14 protein-coding genes are annotated in these 16,429 nt (G+C 72.7%); 8 read left to right on the plus strand and 6 right to left on the minus strand.

Going from position 1 to position 16,429, the window contains the following annotated elements; translation table 11 throughout:
* Nucleotides 1-8: 8 nt before the first annotated feature.
* From ACIBX3_RS48040 to ACIBX3_RS48070, 7 genes are all read left to right on the plus strand, one after another.
* Nucleotides 9-1,595, plus strand: coding sequence for a bifunctional 3-(3-hydroxy-phenyl)propionate/3-hydroxycinnamic acid hydroxylase (locus ACIBX3_RS48040; protein WP_397127405.1), 1,587 nt, complete (start codon nucleotides 9-11; stop codon nucleotides 1,593-1,595).
* A 31-nt stretch (nucleotides 1,596-1,626) separates the two neighbouring features.
* Complete coding sequence (locus ACIBX3_RS48045; RefSeq protein ID WP_397127406.1) at nucleotides 1,627-2,871, plus strand: MFS transporter; 1,245 nt, start codon at nucleotides 1,627-1,629, stop codon at nucleotides 2,869-2,871.
* Entirely contained in the window at nucleotides 2,868-3,950 is a 1,083-nt protein-coding gene (locus tag ACIBX3_RS48050; RefSeq protein WP_397127407.1) for a maleylacetate reductase, read from the plus strand. The genes ACIBX3_RS48045 and ACIBX3_RS48050 overlap by 4 nt, the downstream gene beginning before the upstream one ends.
* Nucleotides 3,947-4,843, plus strand: a complete 897-nt coding sequence (locus ACIBX3_RS48055; RefSeq protein ID WP_397127408.1) for an intradiol ring-cleavage dioxygenase — start codon at nucleotides 3,947-3,949, stop codon at nucleotides 4,841-4,843. The genes ACIBX3_RS48050 and ACIBX3_RS48055 overlap by 4 nt, the downstream gene beginning before the upstream one ends.
* A 42-nt stretch (nucleotides 4,844-4,885) precedes the next feature.
* Nucleotides 4,886-5,785, plus strand: a complete 900-nt coding sequence (locus ACIBX3_RS48060; RefSeq protein WP_397127409.1) for an IclR family transcriptional regulator — start codon at nucleotides 4,886-4,888, stop codon at nucleotides 5,783-5,785.
* Nucleotides 5,786-5,906: 121 nt separating this feature from the next.
* Nucleotides 5,907-7,286, plus strand: a complete 1,380-nt coding sequence (locus tag ACIBX3_RS48065; protein ID WP_397127410.1) for a rhodanese-like domain-containing protein — start codon at nucleotides 5,907-5,909, stop codon at nucleotides 7,284-7,286.
* A 139-nt stretch (nucleotides 7,287-7,425) separates the two neighbouring features.
* Nucleotides 7,426-8,088, plus strand: a complete 663-nt coding sequence (locus ACIBX3_RS48070) for a hypothetical protein (protein WP_397127411.1) — start codon at nucleotides 7,426-7,428, stop codon at nucleotides 8,086-8,088.
* A 75-nt stretch (nucleotides 8,089-8,163) separates the two neighbouring features.
* Here ACIBX3_RS48070 and ACIBX3_RS48075 read toward each other — a convergent pair whose 3' ends face one another.
* Entirely contained in the window at nucleotides 8,164-9,363 is a 1,200-nt protein-coding gene (locus ACIBX3_RS48075) for a cytochrome P450 (protein ID WP_397127412.1), read from the minus strand.
* Between the two features lie 60 nt (nucleotides 9,364-9,423).
* On the opposite strand from ACIBX3_RS48075, the gene ACIBX3_RS48080 reads away from it, so the two are divergent.
* The gene (locus ACIBX3_RS48080; protein ID WP_397127413.1) at nucleotides 9,424-10,161 is read left to right on the plus strand and encodes a GNAT family N-acetyltransferase; all 738 of its coding nucleotides are present in this window, start codon (nucleotides 9,424-9,426) and stop codon (nucleotides 10,159-10,161) included.
* A gap of 320 nt (nucleotides 10,162-10,481) precedes the next feature.
* Here ACIBX3_RS48080 and ACIBX3_RS48085 read toward each other — a convergent pair whose 3' ends face one another.
* From ACIBX3_RS48085 to ACIBX3_RS48105, 5 genes are all read right to left on the minus strand, one after another.
* The gene (locus ACIBX3_RS48085; protein WP_397127414.1) at nucleotides 10,482-12,356 is read right to left on the minus strand and encodes a DUF2264 domain-containing protein; all 1,875 of its coding nucleotides are present in this window, start codon (nucleotides 12,354-12,356) and stop codon (nucleotides 10,482-10,484) included.
* A gap of 65 nt (nucleotides 12,357-12,421) precedes the next feature.
* Nucleotides 12,422-13,369, minus strand: coding sequence for a fumarylacetoacetate hydrolase family protein (locus ACIBX3_RS48090; RefSeq protein ID WP_397127415.1), 948 nt, complete (start codon nucleotides 13,367-13,369; stop codon nucleotides 12,422-12,424).
* 13 nt (nucleotides 13,370-13,382) lie between these two features.
* Nucleotides 13,383-14,315 carry a VOC family protein gene (locus ACIBX3_RS48095; RefSeq protein ID WP_397127416.1) on the minus strand — a complete coding sequence of 311 codons (933 nt, stop codon included), beginning with the start codon at nucleotides 14,313-14,315 and terminating at the stop codon, nucleotides 13,383-13,385.
* Nucleotides 14,312-15,310 carry an amidohydrolase family protein gene (locus ACIBX3_RS48100; protein ID WP_397127417.1) on the minus strand — a complete coding sequence of 333 codons (999 nt, stop codon included), beginning with the start codon at nucleotides 15,308-15,310 and terminating at the stop codon, nucleotides 14,312-14,314. Before ACIBX3_RS48100 ends, ACIBX3_RS48095 begins: the two co-directional genes overlap by 4 nt.
* Nucleotides 15,307-16,428: an FAD-dependent oxidoreductase gene (locus ACIBX3_RS48105; protein ID WP_397127418.1), complete on the minus strand. Its 1,122-nt coding sequence runs from the start codon at nucleotides 16,426-16,428 to the stop codon at nucleotides 15,307-15,309. Before ACIBX3_RS48105 ends, ACIBX3_RS48100 begins: the two co-directional genes overlap by 4 nt.
* Nucleotide 16,429 lies beyond the last annotated feature (1 nt).

Genomic DNA, 16,429 nt, shown 5'->3' on the forward strand with positions numbered 1-16,429 from the left:
TTGACCGCATGTCAAGCTCACAACCCAGGGCGACGGCCGTTACCACCGATGTCGCGGTGGTGGGATACGGGCCGGTCGGGATGGTGACGGCCGCCCTGCTGGCCCAGGCGGGGCATCGGGTCGTCGTGCTGGAGCGGTACGCCGGGCTGTACAACCTGCCTCGCGCCGCGATCTTCGATGACGAGACCATGCGCACGTTCGACAAACTCGGCATCGCCGAGGAGCTGCTGCCCACGGTGCACGTCCAGCGCAGCTACCAGTGGTGCGACGCCGACGGCGAGCTGCTCATCGACGTCGACTACGCCGAGGTCGGCCGCAGCGGCTGGGCGGAGTGGTACATGATGTACCAGCCCGCCCTCGAGGACGCCCTCGACCGCGTCTGCCGCGGCTTCCCCCAGGTGGAGATCAGGCACGGGACGCCGGTGACCGGGCTGGAGCAGACCGAGTCCGGCGTGATCCTCACCCTCGACGACGGCGGCACCCTGACGGCCCGCCACGTCGTGGCCTGCGACGGCGGCAACAGCTTCGTCCGCCAGGCACTCGGCATCGGCCACGACGACTACGGGTTCTCCGAGCCGTGGATGGTCTGCGACTTCCGGCTGCGCCGGGAGGTCGAGCTGCCGATGGCGCGGCAGGTCGGCGACCCCCGGCAGCCCACCTCGATCATCTCGCTCGGGCCCGCGCACCACCGCTTCAGCTTCATGCTCGACTCGGAGGCGGACTTCGCGGTCCAGAGCAGTCCCGAGCTGGTCTGGGCCCGGGTCGCGCCCCACCTCGGCCCGGACGACGCCGACCTCATCAGGGTGGCCACCTACACCTTCCGCTCGCTGATCGCGCACCGGTGGCGGGCCGGGCGGGTCCTGCTCGCCGGGGACGCCGCCCACCAGATGCCGCCGTTCCTCGGGCAGGGCATGTGCTCGGGCGTCCGCGACGCGCAGAACCTCGCCTTCAGGCTGGACCTGGTCCTGACCGGGCGGGCGGGCGAGGAGCTGCTGGACGGCTACCAGGCCGAACGGGAGCCGCACGTACGCGCCGTCGTCGAGAAGGGCATCGAGCTCGGCCGGCTGCAGACGATCCGCGACCCCGGACGAGCCGCCGCGCGCAACCGGGAGCTGCTGGCCCGGCGGGCCCAGGGGCGGCAGCAGGAGAAGATCCGCTTCCCCGGCCTGGCGTCCGGCTTCCTGGCGCGGGCGTCGACGCCCGGGCGGGGAGAGCTGTCGGTGCAGGGCGTGATCGACGACGGGACCCGCCGCGGACGCTTCGACGAGATCGCCGGCCGCGGATTCTGCCTGCTGGTGACCGAACCGGTGCGCCGGGAGCTCGGCTCCGAGGTCGCCGCGCTTGAGGCGGCCGGCGTCCGGGTCGTGGCCCTGACCTGGGAGCCCGCGACCAGCCGCGAGGGCTTCTTCGACGTGGACGGCACGTACCGCGAATGGTTCGCCGAGCACGGCTGCTCCGCCGTGGCCGTCCGCCCCGACTTCTACGTCTTCGGGACCGCCCGTGACACGGCGGCCTGCCGGGCGCTCGCCCACGAGCTCCTCGACGCCCTCGGCGCCGGAACGGCCGTACCGGCCGGCGCGTCCCCCAGCCTCTGACCTCCTCCGAACGCCCCCTACTGGAGCAGCCATGCCGACCGCCGCAACCGCTCAACGCACGATTTCCGAGAAGACCATGCTCGTCGTGGTCGCCGTCTTCGCCGCCCTGGAGGGCTACGACCTCGCCTGTTACGGCGTCACGGTGCCCTCGATGATGGCCGACCGCAGCCTGGGCGCCGACGCGGCCACGGCGGGGACGGTCGGATCCCTGGTGGCCGTCGGCATGATGATCGGCGCCGCCCTCGCCGGCGCGGGGATCGGCCGCCTCGGCCCGCGCCGGCTGCTGCTGGCCGGCGCCGGAGCGTTCTCCGCCGGCATGCTCGCGTGCGCCGTGGCGCCCGGCTTCGCCGTGTTCGGGGCGGCGCGCCTGATCGTGGGCGTCGGTCTCGGGGTGGTGCTGCCGACCCTGACCGCGTACGTGGCCGACCTGTCCGACCCGGGGCGGCGCAGCCGCAACGTCGGGCTCATGATGTCGGGGTACGCCCTCGGCGCCCTGCTCGCCCCGCTGCTCGGCGCGGCGCTGCTGCCGCAGGCGTCGTGGCACTGGATCTACGTGATCGGCGCCGCGCCCGCGCTGGTGCTGCTCCCGGTCGCGGCGCGGATCCTGCCGGAGAGCCCCGTCCACGCGGATCGGCCCGCCCGGAAGGCGGCGGGGCTCGGCCTGCGGCCGCTGCTCGCCCCCGGGACGCGCACGGTGACGCTGCTGTTCTGGGTGGCCTCCTTCTGCGGGCTGCTGCTGGTGTTCGGCATCAGCACCTGGCTGCCCACCATCATGAGGACCAGCGGCTACTCGCTCGGCTCCGCGCTGCTGCAGACCGCCGCGATGTGGGTGGGCGCCGGGCTCGGCATGATCGCCGGAGGCCGGATCGCCGACGGGATCGGGATCAAGCCGGTCGTGGCGACCGCCTTCCTCGTCGGATCGGTCAGCCTGATCGCGATGAGCACGCGGCCCGCGATCGTGCTGCTGTTCCTGCTGATGTTCGTCAGCGGGCTGGGGTTCATCGGCTCGCAGGTGATGACCAACGCCTTCATCGTCAACCGCTACCCGGAGGACGTCCGGGGCGCCGGGATCGGCTGGGCGCTGTCGATCGGGCGGCTCGGCGCCATCCTCGGCCCGTCCATGGGCGGCTGGATCCTGTCCTCGCAGCTCGGCGTGGAGTGGAACTTCTACCTGTTCGCGATCCCCGGCCTGGTGGGCGCGACGGCGGCCCTGCTCGTGCCCGTGGTGCGCGCCTCCCGCCGCTCCGCCCAGGTCGCCGCGGAGGCCGCGGGATGAGGCCGTTCACCTATGAGACGCCCGCCGCCCGCATCGTCTTCGGCCCGGGATGCGCCGAGCGCGTCCTGGCCGAGGAGGTCGAGCGCCTCGGCGCGCGCCGCGTGCTCGTCGTGACCACACCGCGCCACACCTCTCTGGCCGCGTCGTTGCCCGTCGTGGCCACGTTCGACGGCGTCCGTCCGCACGTACCCGAGGAGACGGTGGACGACGCGGTCGCGGTGGCCACGTGGGCGGACGCGGACGCGGTGGTGTGCGTCGGGGGCGGCTCCGCGACGGGCACCGCCAAGGCCATCGCGTTGCGCACGGCGCTGCCCATCGTGGCCGTCCCCACCACGTACGCCGGCTCCGAGGTCACCCCCGTCTGGGGCACCACGGACGGCGCCCGCAAGATCACCGGCCGATCCCCCCTCGTCGTGCCGAAGACCGTGCTGTACGACCCGGCCCTCACCCTGACGCTGCCGGCGACGACGACGGCCGCCAGCGCCATGAACGCGATGGCGCACTGCGTCGAGGCGTTCTACGCGCCCGGCGCCAACCCGATCACCGACCTCGTCGCCGCCGAGGGCGTCCGGGTGATCGCCGACGCGCTGCCGGGCGTCATGGCCGACCCCGCCGGGGTGACCGGACGTACCGGCCTGCTGTACGGCGCCTACCTGGCCGGATCGGCGTTCGCCGCCGCGGGGTCCGGGCTGCACCACAAGATCTGCCACGTGCTGGGCGGCGCCTTCGGGCTGCCGCACGCCGAGACCCACACCGTGCTGCTCCCCCACGTGGCCGCGTTCAACGAGCCCGCCGTGCCCGCCCTGCGCACCCGGGTGGCCCCGGCCCTCGGCGACGTCAACGTCACCGACGGGCTGACCCGGCTCGCGGCGCGGATCGGCGCTCCCAAGTCACTGGCCCAGATCGGTCTCGCGAAGGACGATCTGGACATGGCCATCAAGCTCGTCCTGGAGAAGGACCTCAGCGACAACCCGCGGGACGTGGGCGAGCCCGAGGTACGCCGGATCCTCACCGGCGCCCTCCGCGGACGGCTCCCGGCCGCGACGGCACCGTCCCCGACACGAGGAGAACCGCGATGACCACGCAGCCGAGCGACCCGGCCGGCCTGCCCACGGCCGACCGCACGCTCACCGACCGCGTGCTGGCGAGCTTCGACGCGACCCCCTCCCCCAGGCTCCGTGCCGTCATGCAGAGCCTGGTGTCGCACCTGCACGCCTTCGCCTCCGACGTGCGGCTCACCGAGGAGGAGTGGGCCGCCGCGGTCTCGTTCCTCACCCGCGCCGGCCAGATCAGCGACGACCGGCGCCAGGAGCTGATCCTGCTCTCCGACGTGCTCGGGCTGTCGATGCTCGTCGTCGGGATCAACCACCCGGCGAGCGCGGCCGCCACCGACTCCACCGTGGTCGGCCCGTTCTTCGTCGAGAACGCGCCCGAATTCGCCAACGGCGACGACATCTCCGGAGGCGCCGCCGGCGAGCCGTGCTTCTACTCCGGGCGGGTGCTCTCGGCGGCGGGCACGCCGATCGCCGGCGCCAGGATCGAGGTCTGGCACTCCGACGACGAGGGCAACTACGACGTGCAGTACGCCCAGCTCGACGGGGCCCAGGGCCGGGGCCGCCTGCGCTCGGAGGCCGACGGCCGGTACCGGTTCTCCTCGGTGCTGCCGGTGCCGTACCCGATCCCGCACGACGGCCCGGTCGGGGAGCTGCTCGACGCCGCCAAACGCGACTCGATGCGGCCGGCGCACGTGCACTTCAGGGTGAGCGCGCCGGGTTTCGCCACCCTCACCACCCATGTGTTCGTGGCCGGAGACCCCTACCTCGGCTCCGACGCCGTCTTCGGGGAGAAGGATTCGCTGGTGCGGACCTTCGTCCGGCATGATCCCGGACCAGCTCCCGACGGGCGCGTCCTCGGCACCGCCTTCTTCACCATGGCGTTCGACTTCGTCCTCGACGTCGCCGACTCCGTATAGTTTTCGGCGTACAGGACCGGATTCGCGCAGGACAGGAGCACGGTGAGCGACCTAGAGCATGTCGGTGACGAGGAGAGCGAGGAGAGCTCGGGCCGGTCCGCGTCTCCGTCCCGTCAGGGCATCCAGTCGGTCGAGATCGCGATGACGGTGCTGCTGGCCCTGGAGCAGAGCGCGGGGCCGGCGAGCCTGACGCAGATCGCGGCGCTCAGCGGCATGCAGCCGAGCAAGGTGCACCGATACCTGGTCAGCCTGGGCCGGGTCGGGCTGGTCGCCCAGTCGCCGAGCTCGGGCCTGTACGACCTGGGCCCCGCGATGCGGCGGCTCGGTGCGGAGGCCCTGCGCAGGATGGACGAGGTCGGACTGGCCTCGGAACAGCTGCCGGGCCTGCGTGACCGGACCAAGCACGCGGTCAACCTGGCCGTGTGGGGCGACCACGGACCCGTGATCGTCCGCTGGGACTACGGCTCCTACGCGCTGCCCATCACCGTACGGGTGGGCGCGACGCTCCCGATGCTGGCCTCCTCGGTCGGCCGCGTCTACCTCACCCACCTGCCCAAGACGCTGACCGACCCGGTCATCCGCGCCCAGGACGCGACGGCCGACCGGCGTTTCACCGACGAGGAGATCGAGCGCATCAAGGCCGACGTGCGCCGCGACGGCGTCGCCATCACCTCCGGCGGCGTGATCCCGGGAGTGACCTCGGTGGCCGCCCCCGTGTTCACCACCGGGCAGTCGCTCCCCCTGGCGGTCGCGATCGCCCTGCCGGCGCGGGTCGCGACAGAGGCGGTCCTCAGTACGGTGTCCACCGAGCTGCTCAAGACCACCAAGGCGATCTCCGCCGAACTGGGGCACCAGCCCGGCCCCGGGCGGGAGGCCCGGTCGCTCGCCTCCGCCGACCGCGCACCGGCGAAGACCGGCCGGCCCGCGAGAAACCGGCCCTGAGCCGTTCCCGGCGGGCATGATGATCGCGGCCGCATCACGGGCCGGGGCAACGAGATGCCCAAGCCGGCAAAGGAATACCCCGGGCCGGTACCATCGCCGCTTTCGGGGCAGGTACGCAAGAGTGAACGAAGCAGCGATGAGCGGCAACGGCGTCGGCGTGCATGTCATCGAGACCTCGTCGCTGGGTGACCGCAGTTATCTGGCCACCGACGGGCAGGCGGCGGTCGTGGTCGATCCGCAGCGCGACGTCGACCGCGTGCTGGCCCTGGCCGGCCGCCTCGGCGTCCGGATCATCCACGTCGTCGAAACGCACCTGCACAACGACTACGTGTCCGGCGGTCTGGAGCTGTCGCGGCTCACGGGAGCCGGCTACGGGATCGCGGCCGCCGACCAGGTGTCGTTCGCGCACACCCCGCTCGCCGACGGCGACACCGTCGAGGTCTCCCCGGCCCTGCGGTTGCGCGCCGTGGCCACGCCCGGGCACACGTACCACCACCTCTCCTACATCCTGGAGAGCCGGTCCACCATGGAGGGGGTCTTCACGGGCGGATCGCTGCTGATCGGCACGACCGGCCGCACCGACCTCCTCGGCTCCCAGCACACCGCGTCCCTGGCCCGCGAGCAGCACGCCTCCGTGCGCAGGCTCGCCGACCTGCTGCCCGGTGGCGCGGCCGTCTGGCCCACGCACGGCTTCGGCAGCTTCTGCTCGGCGACCCAGTCCTCGGGCGACGCCTCCACCCTCGACCGGGAACGCCGGATCAACCCGGCGCTGCGGCTCGCGGAGGACGACTTCGTCACCGAGACCCTGGCCGGCCTGGACGTCCATCCCGCCTACTACGCCCACATGGGGGCCGTCAACCTCGCCGGTCCGGACCCCGTCGATCTGCGCCGTCCCGCTCCGGCCGGCGCCCGCGACCTGCGGGCGCGCCTGGAGGCCGGCGAGTGGGTGGTCGACCTGCGCCACCGTACCGCGTACGCGACCTGCCACCTGGCCGGGACGATCGGGCTCGGCCTGGACGGGTCGATGGCCACGTGGCTGGGCTGGCTCATCGACTGGGGCGCGCCGGTCACGTTGCTCGGCGAGACGCCGGAGCAGGTCGCCGCCGCCCAGCGCGAGCTGGTGCGCATCGGCATCGACCGCGTCGCCGCGGCCGCGACGGGCCGCCCGGAGGACCTGGCCGCCGACCCGGCGCAGCTCCGCACCCTGCCCACCGCGACCTTCGCGGACCTGGCCGCGACGCCGGAGGCGGAGGTGATCCTTGACGTACGCCTGGCCGGCGAATGGCGGGCCGGCCACATCGACGGCGCCACCCACCTGCCGCTCCCCGACCTCGAGCGGCGTCTGGACGAGATCGGGGAGGGCACGATCTGGGTGCACTGCGGCAGCGGCTACCGCGCCACCGCCGCCGCCTCGCTCCTGGCCAGGAGGGGACGCGCCGTCGTGGTGATCGACGACGCGTTCGGCGAGGCAGCCGCCGCGGGCCTGCCCGTCGTCACCTGACCCCGGTCACGGCTGAGGCGACGAAGAGGGGATCGGTTCCCCACGGAGGGTGCAAATATGGGCACAAAGCGCATTTACGGCAGCTTTAGGCGTCTTGCGGCACTCTTATCCCATTGCACACCTATCGGGAGGAAGACAGATGACCCCTGGGCCGGACGGATTCAACACCATGGAGACACTGGCGAACGAGCCCCCCAGGCGCCGCTTCCCCCGTTCCATGCTGCTCGTCGCCACCACCGCGCTCGTCGTGGTGACAGGCGCCGGCGTCGCCGCCGCGTCGGCGTTGTCGCCCTCGCCGTCCCCCACCCCCACCGCCGGCGACACCACGTCGCCGTCGGCGAGCCCGTCCGGTACGCCGTCCGACAAGACGCCGGGGTTCGGCCGGGGCCGGGGCCACGGGATGGGCCTCGGCGGCCCCGCCCTCCACGGCGAGTTCGTCGTGCCCGACGGTGACGGCAAGTACGTGACCGTCGCCACCCAGTACGGCGACGTGACAGCCGTCGACCAGGACTCGATCACGGTCAAGAGCGAGGACGGCTACACCAAGGAGTACGCCGTCAACGGCGACACCCGGATCAACCGCGGCGACGAGGGCATCGCCGCGGTGAAGACCGGGCAGAAGGTCAGGGTCATGGCGAAGGTGGACGGCGGCACGGCCACCGCCGTCGCGATCCACGACACGACCTTGCGCGAGGGGCGGGGCTGGCGCGGCGGCAAGGGCGACCGCTGGCACCACGGCCGGGGGCCCGGCCAGCCGCCGGCCTCCTCCCCCGCCCCGTCCTCCTCTCCGACGACCTCCTGACCCCTTGAGGGACACCCGCGCATGAACGGCCCTGGCCCCCGTTCCAGGAGGAACGGGAGCCAGGACACGACGTACTCAAGAAGTCCGTACGGGCAGGCCGGTCAGCCCGTGCATGAGCAGGCCCGGACGCCAGGCGAGCCGCTCTTCGGGGACGGCGAGCCGGAGGCCTGGGAAACGCTGGAGCAGGTGGCCGAAGGCCACCGCGCCTTCGACCCTGGCCAGCGGGGCGCCGAGGCAGTAGTGGACGCCGTGGCCGAACGCGACGTGCTGGCCCGGAGCGCGGGTGACGTCGAAGCGGCCGGGATCGGCGAACTGCGCCGCGTCCCGGTTCGCGGACAGGAAGGACACGAGCACGAGCTGGCCCTCCGGGATCTCCACGCCGCCGAGGGTGACGGGCTCCTTGGTGAACCTGAGCGTGGACGTGCTGATCGGCCCGTCGAAGCGGAGAACCTCCTCGATCGCGGCCGGCAGCAACCCCGGCTCCTCGCGGAGCTTGGCGAACTGCTCGGGATGGCGCAACAGCGCGAGCATGCCGTTGCAGATCAGGTGCACGGTCGTCTCGTGGCCGGCGACCGTGAGCAGGAACGCGGTGTCGACGAGCTCTCTCCGGCTCAGCGCGCCTTCCTCGTCCTGGGCCTGCACCATGGCGCTGAGCAGGTCATCGGCCGGCTCGGCCCGCCTGGCATCGCAGAGCTCGGCGAGGTAGGCGGTGAAATCGGTGGCGGCCCGCACGACCTCCTGGGGGTCCAGCGCGGCGCCCTCGATGGTGGTGTTGGACCAGGTGATGAGTTGCGGCCAGTCGTGCTCCGGGATGCCGAGCAGCTCTCCGATCACCATGGCGGGCAGGGGCGCGGCGTAGTCGTGCAGCAGGTCGAACTCCGCGCCCACCTTGCCGAGGAGGCTGGAGCTGAGGTGCTCGATGCGGGGGCGTAACGCCTGCACGCGGCCGGCGGTGAACACCTTGCCGACCAGCCGGCGTAACCGCGCGTGGTCGGGCGGGTCGACGAAGAGCATGTTGTGCGGCACCACGGCTTCGTAGCCGCTGCTGTCGCCGCCTTCGAGCTCGTTCGCCTTGATGAGGTGCGGGTTGTTCGTGAAGTCCTTGCTGAGGCGCGGGTCGACGCAGGCCGCCTTGACGTCCTCGTAGCGGCTCACCACCCAGACCCGCACACCTTGCGGGGTGGCGGTGCGGTAGACGGGCCGTTCTGCGCGGAGTCGCGCGAAGACGGGATGCGGGTCACGCACGTAGTTGTGATCGAACAACGTCTCGATCATCATCGCCCCTTTCGCGTACCGAATGGCAGGACTGAATTCCCCGGCGTAGGGTCAACGACCGTGGACATCCGGACCTTCGTCTTCGCCGGACGGCCCGATCTGCACCGGCAGGCCGACACGATCTTCAGCGCCGATTGGCCCGAGTTCATCTTCCACGACCCGGTGGCCGATCGGCACATGGCGCGGGTGCGGGAGTTCTTCCAGAACCTGAGCCTGCTGCTCGTCGACGGGGACGACCAGATCGTGGCCGGGGGCTGGGGCGTCCCGGTGCGGTGGGACGGCGCCATCGGCACGTTGCCCGGCGGGTACGACGACGCGTTGCGGCAGGCGGTCGAGCTGCACGAGGAAGGCGGCCGAGCCGACACCCTGGTCATCGCCGCGGCCCAGGTCCGCCGGGACCGGCAGGGACAGGGGCTGGCCGCGCAGATGCTGCGGCGGCTCGCGGACTCGGGTGAGCACGCCGGGCTGACGCGGGTGATAGCGCCGGTCCGCCCGGCGCTGAAAGCGCGTTACCCGTTGACGCCGATGGGGCGATTCATGACCTGGACCCGGCCGGACGGCGCCCCGCTGGACCCATGGCTGCGCACCCACCACCGGCTGGGTGCCCGGATGTTGTGCCCTGCGGAGCGCTCCATGGTCATGACGGGTTCCGTCGCGGACTGGGAGAGGTGGGCCGGTATGGACTTTCCCGACTCCGGCTCTTATGTCGTGCCTGGAGCCCTCGCCCCGATGGTGCTCGATCGAGACCGTGACCTGGGGGAGCTGGTGGAGCCGAACGTCTGGGTCCAGCACCGCTGAGAGGCCTGCGCGGCGCCAGAACGTCCTGGCGATCTGACGCGCGCGTTCGTCGGCCTGCTTGCCTTCGTTGTCGTAGGAGCCGGTGAGGGTGGGGTGGTGGCGGATCTCCCGGATGTCGGTGATGCCGGTCCAGCGCAACCCCCGGGCGAGCCGCCCCCGAACACGGTCATCTTGGCGGCCGCGGCCGCGGGGCCGAATTCGGGGAGCGTCCCGTCCCACAGGTCGAAGTGATCGACGGTCGCGCCCGGATGGGCGGCGAGGTACTCGTCGGCGAACGTCTGCGCGATGCCCAGCGATGCCGTGGCCGCCGGCCTCCGCCGCTACCGCCCGTGGCCGAGCCCGGCGGCGTCGGGCACGCCGCTGAGGCGGATCGTGATCGGCTCCCCGCCGGGCGGCCGCAGGGTGATCTCGTCACCGTTCACCCGCACCTCCGGCGAGGGTGGCTCCTGCGCGGCTCCCGTGAGGAGGACCAGGCTGACGTAGACGGCGGTGCCGCCCGGATGGGCGTCGCAGATCAGGTACGGCGTGGCGGAGTGCGGGCCGAAGGCGTTCGCGCCGTGCGCGGTCGCCACGCCCGCCGCGGTGTAGCCGTGCAGCCCGCGCGTCAGGCTGGTCAGGCCGTCCGCGCGCCGTGCCAGCGCCCAGGTGTCCTCGGACCGGGTCGCGGGCGGTTCGGTCCCGGCCAGGGCGTGGCCGCCGTCGCGTACCTGGTGCCCGGCGGGTGCCGTGACCCGGTGGATCCGGATCTCCGCCGCGCCGTCGATCACGGAGGCGGTCACGACGCGGACGAGCCCGTCCTGGTAGGCCGAGGCGGCGAAACGTTCCCCCACGGCGAGCGGCTCGATGTGGCGCCGCCGGGAGACGGTTCCCTGCGGTGAGACGACGGCGAGTTCCCCGTCGATCGTCCCGTCGCCGATGTCGGGGCCGGTGTGGCTGGTGTAGGCGAGCCGGAGGTAGTGCGGGTCCGGCGGCCCCGCGGGATCTTGGACGCGGTCGCGGTCGCTGCCGTGGTTGACGAGCCGGACGACGCCGTCCTCGCGGGTGGCGTGCAGCAGCCAGCCGGGGGCGGGCATCGCCACCACCTGGTCGGCGAGGTCGATCGGCGCGGCCTCCTCCGGGTCCGTCCAGGCCGGGTGCTCCGGTGGCAGCAGCAGGCCGAGGAAGGCCTTGCTGGCCCAGTAGGGGGAGCCGGGGCCGGAGTAGTCCTGTTTGCCGGGCGGGAAGACGTCGTACCAGCCGCAGGTGAGCAGGCCCCGGCTGTCGGGAACGCCGCGACCGGCGAAGTGGCGCAGCACGCCGCTCGCGATCCGCCTGGTCCTCCCCGGCGGCAGGGGTGAGGCGCCGGTCAGCGCGCCCAGCCACAGCGGCGCGACCGTCGCGAACCGGTAGATCAGCGACCGTCCTTGGTGCACCGGCCCGCCGTCGGCGGCGAAGAAATGCTGGTACTGCTCCAGGAACCGGCGCAGGCGCTCGGCGTAGAGCTGTTGGCGGGCGGTGTCGCCGGACATTCTCGCCCAGAGCGACGGATACAGGTGCATCGCCCAGCCGGCGTAGTAGTCGAAGTTCTTGCCCTTGCCGTCGGAGTACCAGCCGTCGCCGACGTACCAGTCCTCGATCCGCTCCAGCCCGCCGGTGATCTCGCCCGGGTCGTGCGGCCCGCCGACCTCGGCCAGGAACTGCTCCACGACCACCTGGAAGAGCACCCAGTTGTTGTCCGGCGTGCGCCTCCCGACGAATCCGGCCAGCCACGCCACCACCTGTTCCTGCTGCGCCGATGACAGCCGGTCGTACAGCCAGGGGCGGGTCTCGTGCAGCGCGAGCGCCACGGAGGCGGCTTCCACCAGCGGCTGGGACATGTCGGCCAGGGCCGGCCAGGCGTACGGGTGCGCGGGGTCGGTGCCGGCGACGAGCCCTCCGGCGTAGCGTTCCAGCAGCGCGGGCGGCACGGCGCCGCCCGCCCCGGCGATGCGGAAGGCCGCGAGCAGGAACGTGCGGGCGAACCCTTCCAGCCCGTCGCTCACGGGTCCTGACCGGCTCGCCGCGCCGGGCAGGCGGAACTGGGCGAAGTCGTCCGTGGCGTACGGGACCACGGAGTCCAGCAGGTGGTCCGCCAGGCCCTCCCAGTGAGCGCGGGTCCAGCCGGTGTGACGGGACAGGCGGGGGTCGGGGGGTGGGAGGCGCAGGGGGGACGGCATGAAGCGGATATTACCCACCCTCTCTCGCCCTCCCCGGGGACAGGGGGGCGGAGTGGGGGCGGGGATCAGGGGCGCGTCCGGGCGCGGGTGCGGGGCTTCGGGAGCAGGAGTGGGTCCACGCCTTCGACGACGGTGTTGGAGACGGCGCCGATGCCTTCGACGGTCAGCTCGACCACGTCTCCTGGCCGCAGCGGCGGCGGGTCCTGCTCGCCGCGCAAGCCCCACAACTCGGCCAGGCAGCCGCCGTTGCCGCAGGTGCCTGAGCCGAGCACGTCGCCGGGGCGGACCCAGGCGCCGCGTGAGGCGTAGGCGACCAGGTCCTCGAACGGCCAGCCCATGTTGGACAGCAGGTCGCGGCCGATCTCCTTGGCGTTGACGGTGGCGGTGAGCGCCAGGCGCAGGAAGCCGTCGGCGTCCCGGTACGGCTCCAGCTCGTCGGCGGTGACCAGCCACGGGCCCAGCGTGGTCGCGGTGTCCTTGCCCTTGGCCGGGCCCAGGCCGACCTGCATCTCGCGGCTCTGGAGGTCGCGGGCCGACCAGTCGTTCATGATCAGGTAGCCCGCGATGTGCTCCTTCGCGGCCTCGGGCGTGAGGTCCCGCCCGGCCCGGCCGATCACGGCGGCGACTTCCAGCTCGAAGTCGAACGCCCGGCAGCCGGGCGGCACGGGCACGTCGTCGTGCGGGCCGATGACGGCGTAGGGGTTGGTGAAGTAGAAGGCGGGGGCGTCGTACCAGGCGTCGGGTACGCCGGCGCGGCCGTCCACACTTCTGCGCACGCCCTCGACGTGCTCCTCGAACGCGACGAAGTCCCGCACGGTCGGCGGCTGGAACGGCGCCGAGAGCCGGACGTCCTCCAGGGGAATGGGGTCGCCCGCCAGTGCGGCGGCCTGGTCGAGCCGGCCGTCCCTGAGCAGGTCGAGCAGGCCGATCCCGTCCGGGAGCGGGGCCACGGAGGCGGAGGCCACGACGCCGCAGCGGGTGCGGCCCTCGTGGGTGAAGGTGGCGATGCGCATCAGACCGGCCCCGTCAAACCGGCGGGGCGACGAACACGCCGCGGTCGACGTCGTTGAACGACTCCTTGGCGACCAGCTCGTTCATGGGGTTGGCGGTGCCCCATTGGTCGGTGACTTCGGGCTGGGAGAAGTCGTGGACGTGCGGGTGCCAGGAGTCCTCGTCCAGCTCTTCCAGCTCGGTGGTGTACTCGACGGTGTTGCCGTGCGGGTCGAGGAAGTAGGAGAAGGTGTTGTCGCCGGCCAGGTGGCGTCCCGGTCCCCAGATCATGCGGACCCCGGCGCGCAGCAGCCGGCCGGTGCCGTACATGTACTCGTCGAGGCCGCGCAGCTCGAAGCTGATGTGGTGCAGGGAGGCGTGCGGGCCGCGGGCGATGGCCATGCTGTGGTGCTGGGGGTTGCAGCGCATGAAGTGCATGACCTGGCCCATGCGGGGGTGGGCGAGGGTGTCGGACAGGGCGAAGCCGAGGTGGGTCTCGTACCAGGTGCGGGTGACGTCGATGTCGGGGGCGTTGAGCACGACGTGCGACAGGCGTACCGGCACTGATTCCTTCGGCTCCAGCCTGCGATGCCGCCTCACTTCGACGTCGGCGGAGACCTCGACGGTACGCCCGTCGACGTCGAAGAAGCGGAAGCCGTAGCCGCCGCCGGGGGTGTCGAGCTTGCCGGGCTCGGAGATCAGCCGGACCTCTGCGGCGCGCAGCCGCTCGGCCAGGGCGTCCACGTCGGCGGGGGTGGCGGCGCCGAAGGAGACCAGGTCGAGCCGCTTCTCGCCGGCCCGGCGCAGGCGGATGACGTACTGCTCGGGCGAGCCCTCGGCGGCCAGGAAGCTGATGCCGGTGTCGGTGGCGACCTCGGTCAGGCCCCAGGCGCCGGAGTAGAAGTCGCGCTGCTTGTCGTAGTCGGGCACGGCCAGGTCGACGTGCCGCAGGTGGGTGATCAGTCTCATCGGTCGTCCTTCACATCGAACAGGTGCATGGCGTTGCGGCCGCGTACGGCGTCGAATTCGGCCGGGAGGGGCAGTGCGGCGCGCAGCCGCTCCAGGGGGTCGTCGACGCCCATGTCGAAGGGGTGGTCGGAGCCGAGCACGACCTGGGAGATCCCGGCGGCGTCGATCAGGGCACGCAGGATCGCGGGCTCGTGGACGAGGGAGTCGAACCAGATGCGCCGCAGATAGCCGCTGGGCGGCCCGGCGCAGCCACGCGCTTCGGGCCGGACGTGCCAGCCGTGGTCGGCGCGGCCCAGGTAGTACGGCAGATAGCCGCCTCCGTGCGCGGCCAGCAGCCTCAGATCGGGGTGCCGGTCCAGCACGCCGGAGAAGATCAGGTGGGACAGGGCGACGGCGTTCTCCGTCGGCTGGCCGACGATGTTGGACAGGTACCAGCGGTCGAGCCTCTCGTCCAGAGTGCAGCCGAACGGGTGCAGGAACACCACCGCGCGCGTCTCGGCCGCCCGCGCCCAGAACGGCTCGTAGTCCGGGTCGGACAGCTCGCGGCCAGGTGCGTGGGAGGAGATCTCCACGCCCTTCAGTCCCAGGTCGAGCGCGTGTTCGAGGGCGCGGACCAGCAGCGACGGGTGCTGGAGCGGGGCCAGGCCCAGGCCGTGAAGCCTGCCGGGGGCCTGGGCGCAGTGCGCGGCCACCCCCTCGGCGGCCAGCTCGCAGACCTCGGCGGCGAGTGAGGGTTCGGCCCAGTAGTGGTAGTGGGAGGGTGACGGGCTGACGATCTGCATGTCCACGCCGGCGGCGTCCATGTCGTCCAGCCGCGCTCGCACGTCGGTCAGCCGGGGCAAGCGCGCCTGGATCATGCGTCCGCCGGCCTTCAGGGAGGCGGGGCCGTTGCGGCGGGCGTCCAGTTCCCGGTGCTCGGCGTGGCCGGGCCGGCCCGCCACGGCCCGCTCGATCTCGGGCAGCAACACGTGCGCGTGCACGTCGATAGTGATCATGGGCGCTCGGTCACCATCGCGGCGATGCGGCCCATCAGGCCGGGAACGTCGGCGTCCGGGGTTTGGTCGAGCTGCCAGCGGGCCAGTTGCAGCGACGCCTCGACGACGGCCTTGACGCGTCCGTGGCGGCGGTCCATGAAGGCGTCGAACAACGTCTGGTCCAGCCGGTCGGCGGTGAGCAGCAGCTCGGCCAGGACGGCGGCGTCCTCCAGGCACTGCGCCGCGCCCTGGGCGAGGGTGGGCGGGCAGGCGTGCGCGGCGTCGCCGATCAGGACGGTGCGGCCGCGGTTCCACGGGCGGTCCACGAGCAGGGATTCGAACCAGGTGTAGTTGATGTGGTCCGGGTCGGTGATGGCCGCGCTGATCCCGTTCCAGACGCCGCCGTAGCCCTCGGTGAGGGCCCGCATGTGCGCGACCTTGTCCCCGGCCGCGTCACGTGGCCGGGCTTTCTCGACCAGGTACGCGTACATGGTGTCCGGGCCGGTCGGGCAGTAGCCGGCGATGAAGCACGGGCCGCCGTAGATCAGGTCGGTGCGCTCCACCTCCTTGGGGCGGCGGGTGTGGATGCGCCAGATGCCCATGCCGGTCGGCTCCGGGGCGAGGTCGATGCCGAGCAGGCCGCGCGTCGCCGAGCGGATGCCGTCGGCTCCGACGACCAGGTCGTAGCCGGCCTCGGTGCCGTCGGACAGCCGCACGCGCACGCCGTCGCCGGTGTCGGTGAGCGCGTCGGCCGTCAGCCCGAACCTGATTCGCGCCCCGGCCCGGCGTACGGCGCCGGCGAGGATGGCGGCCAGCTCGGGGCGGTTCATGCCGATGGTCGCGGGCAGGCCGGGGCCGCCGGTGCGGGCGTCGGGGATCTCCGCGATCAGCCTCCCGCCGGGGGCGCGCAACCCCAGGGAGTCGAACGCGAAGCCGGCGGCGCTGACCCGGTCCCACACGCCGAGGTCGCGCAGCACCCGCAGCGCGTTGCCCTGGAGCGTGATGCCGGAGCCGAGCGTGGTGAGCTCCGGCTTGATCTCCGCGAGGTCCACGGCGACGCCGGCGCGGGCGAGCAGGATCGCCAGGGCCGACCCGGCGGTGCCGCCGCCGATGATGAGGACGTTGCTTACTGCCGGCATG

The sequence above is a fragment of the Nonomuraea sp. NPDC049480 genome (genome assembly GCF_044465905.1).
Lineage (GTDB): Bacteria > Actinomycetota > Actinomycetes > Streptosporangiales > Streptosporangiaceae > Nonomuraea.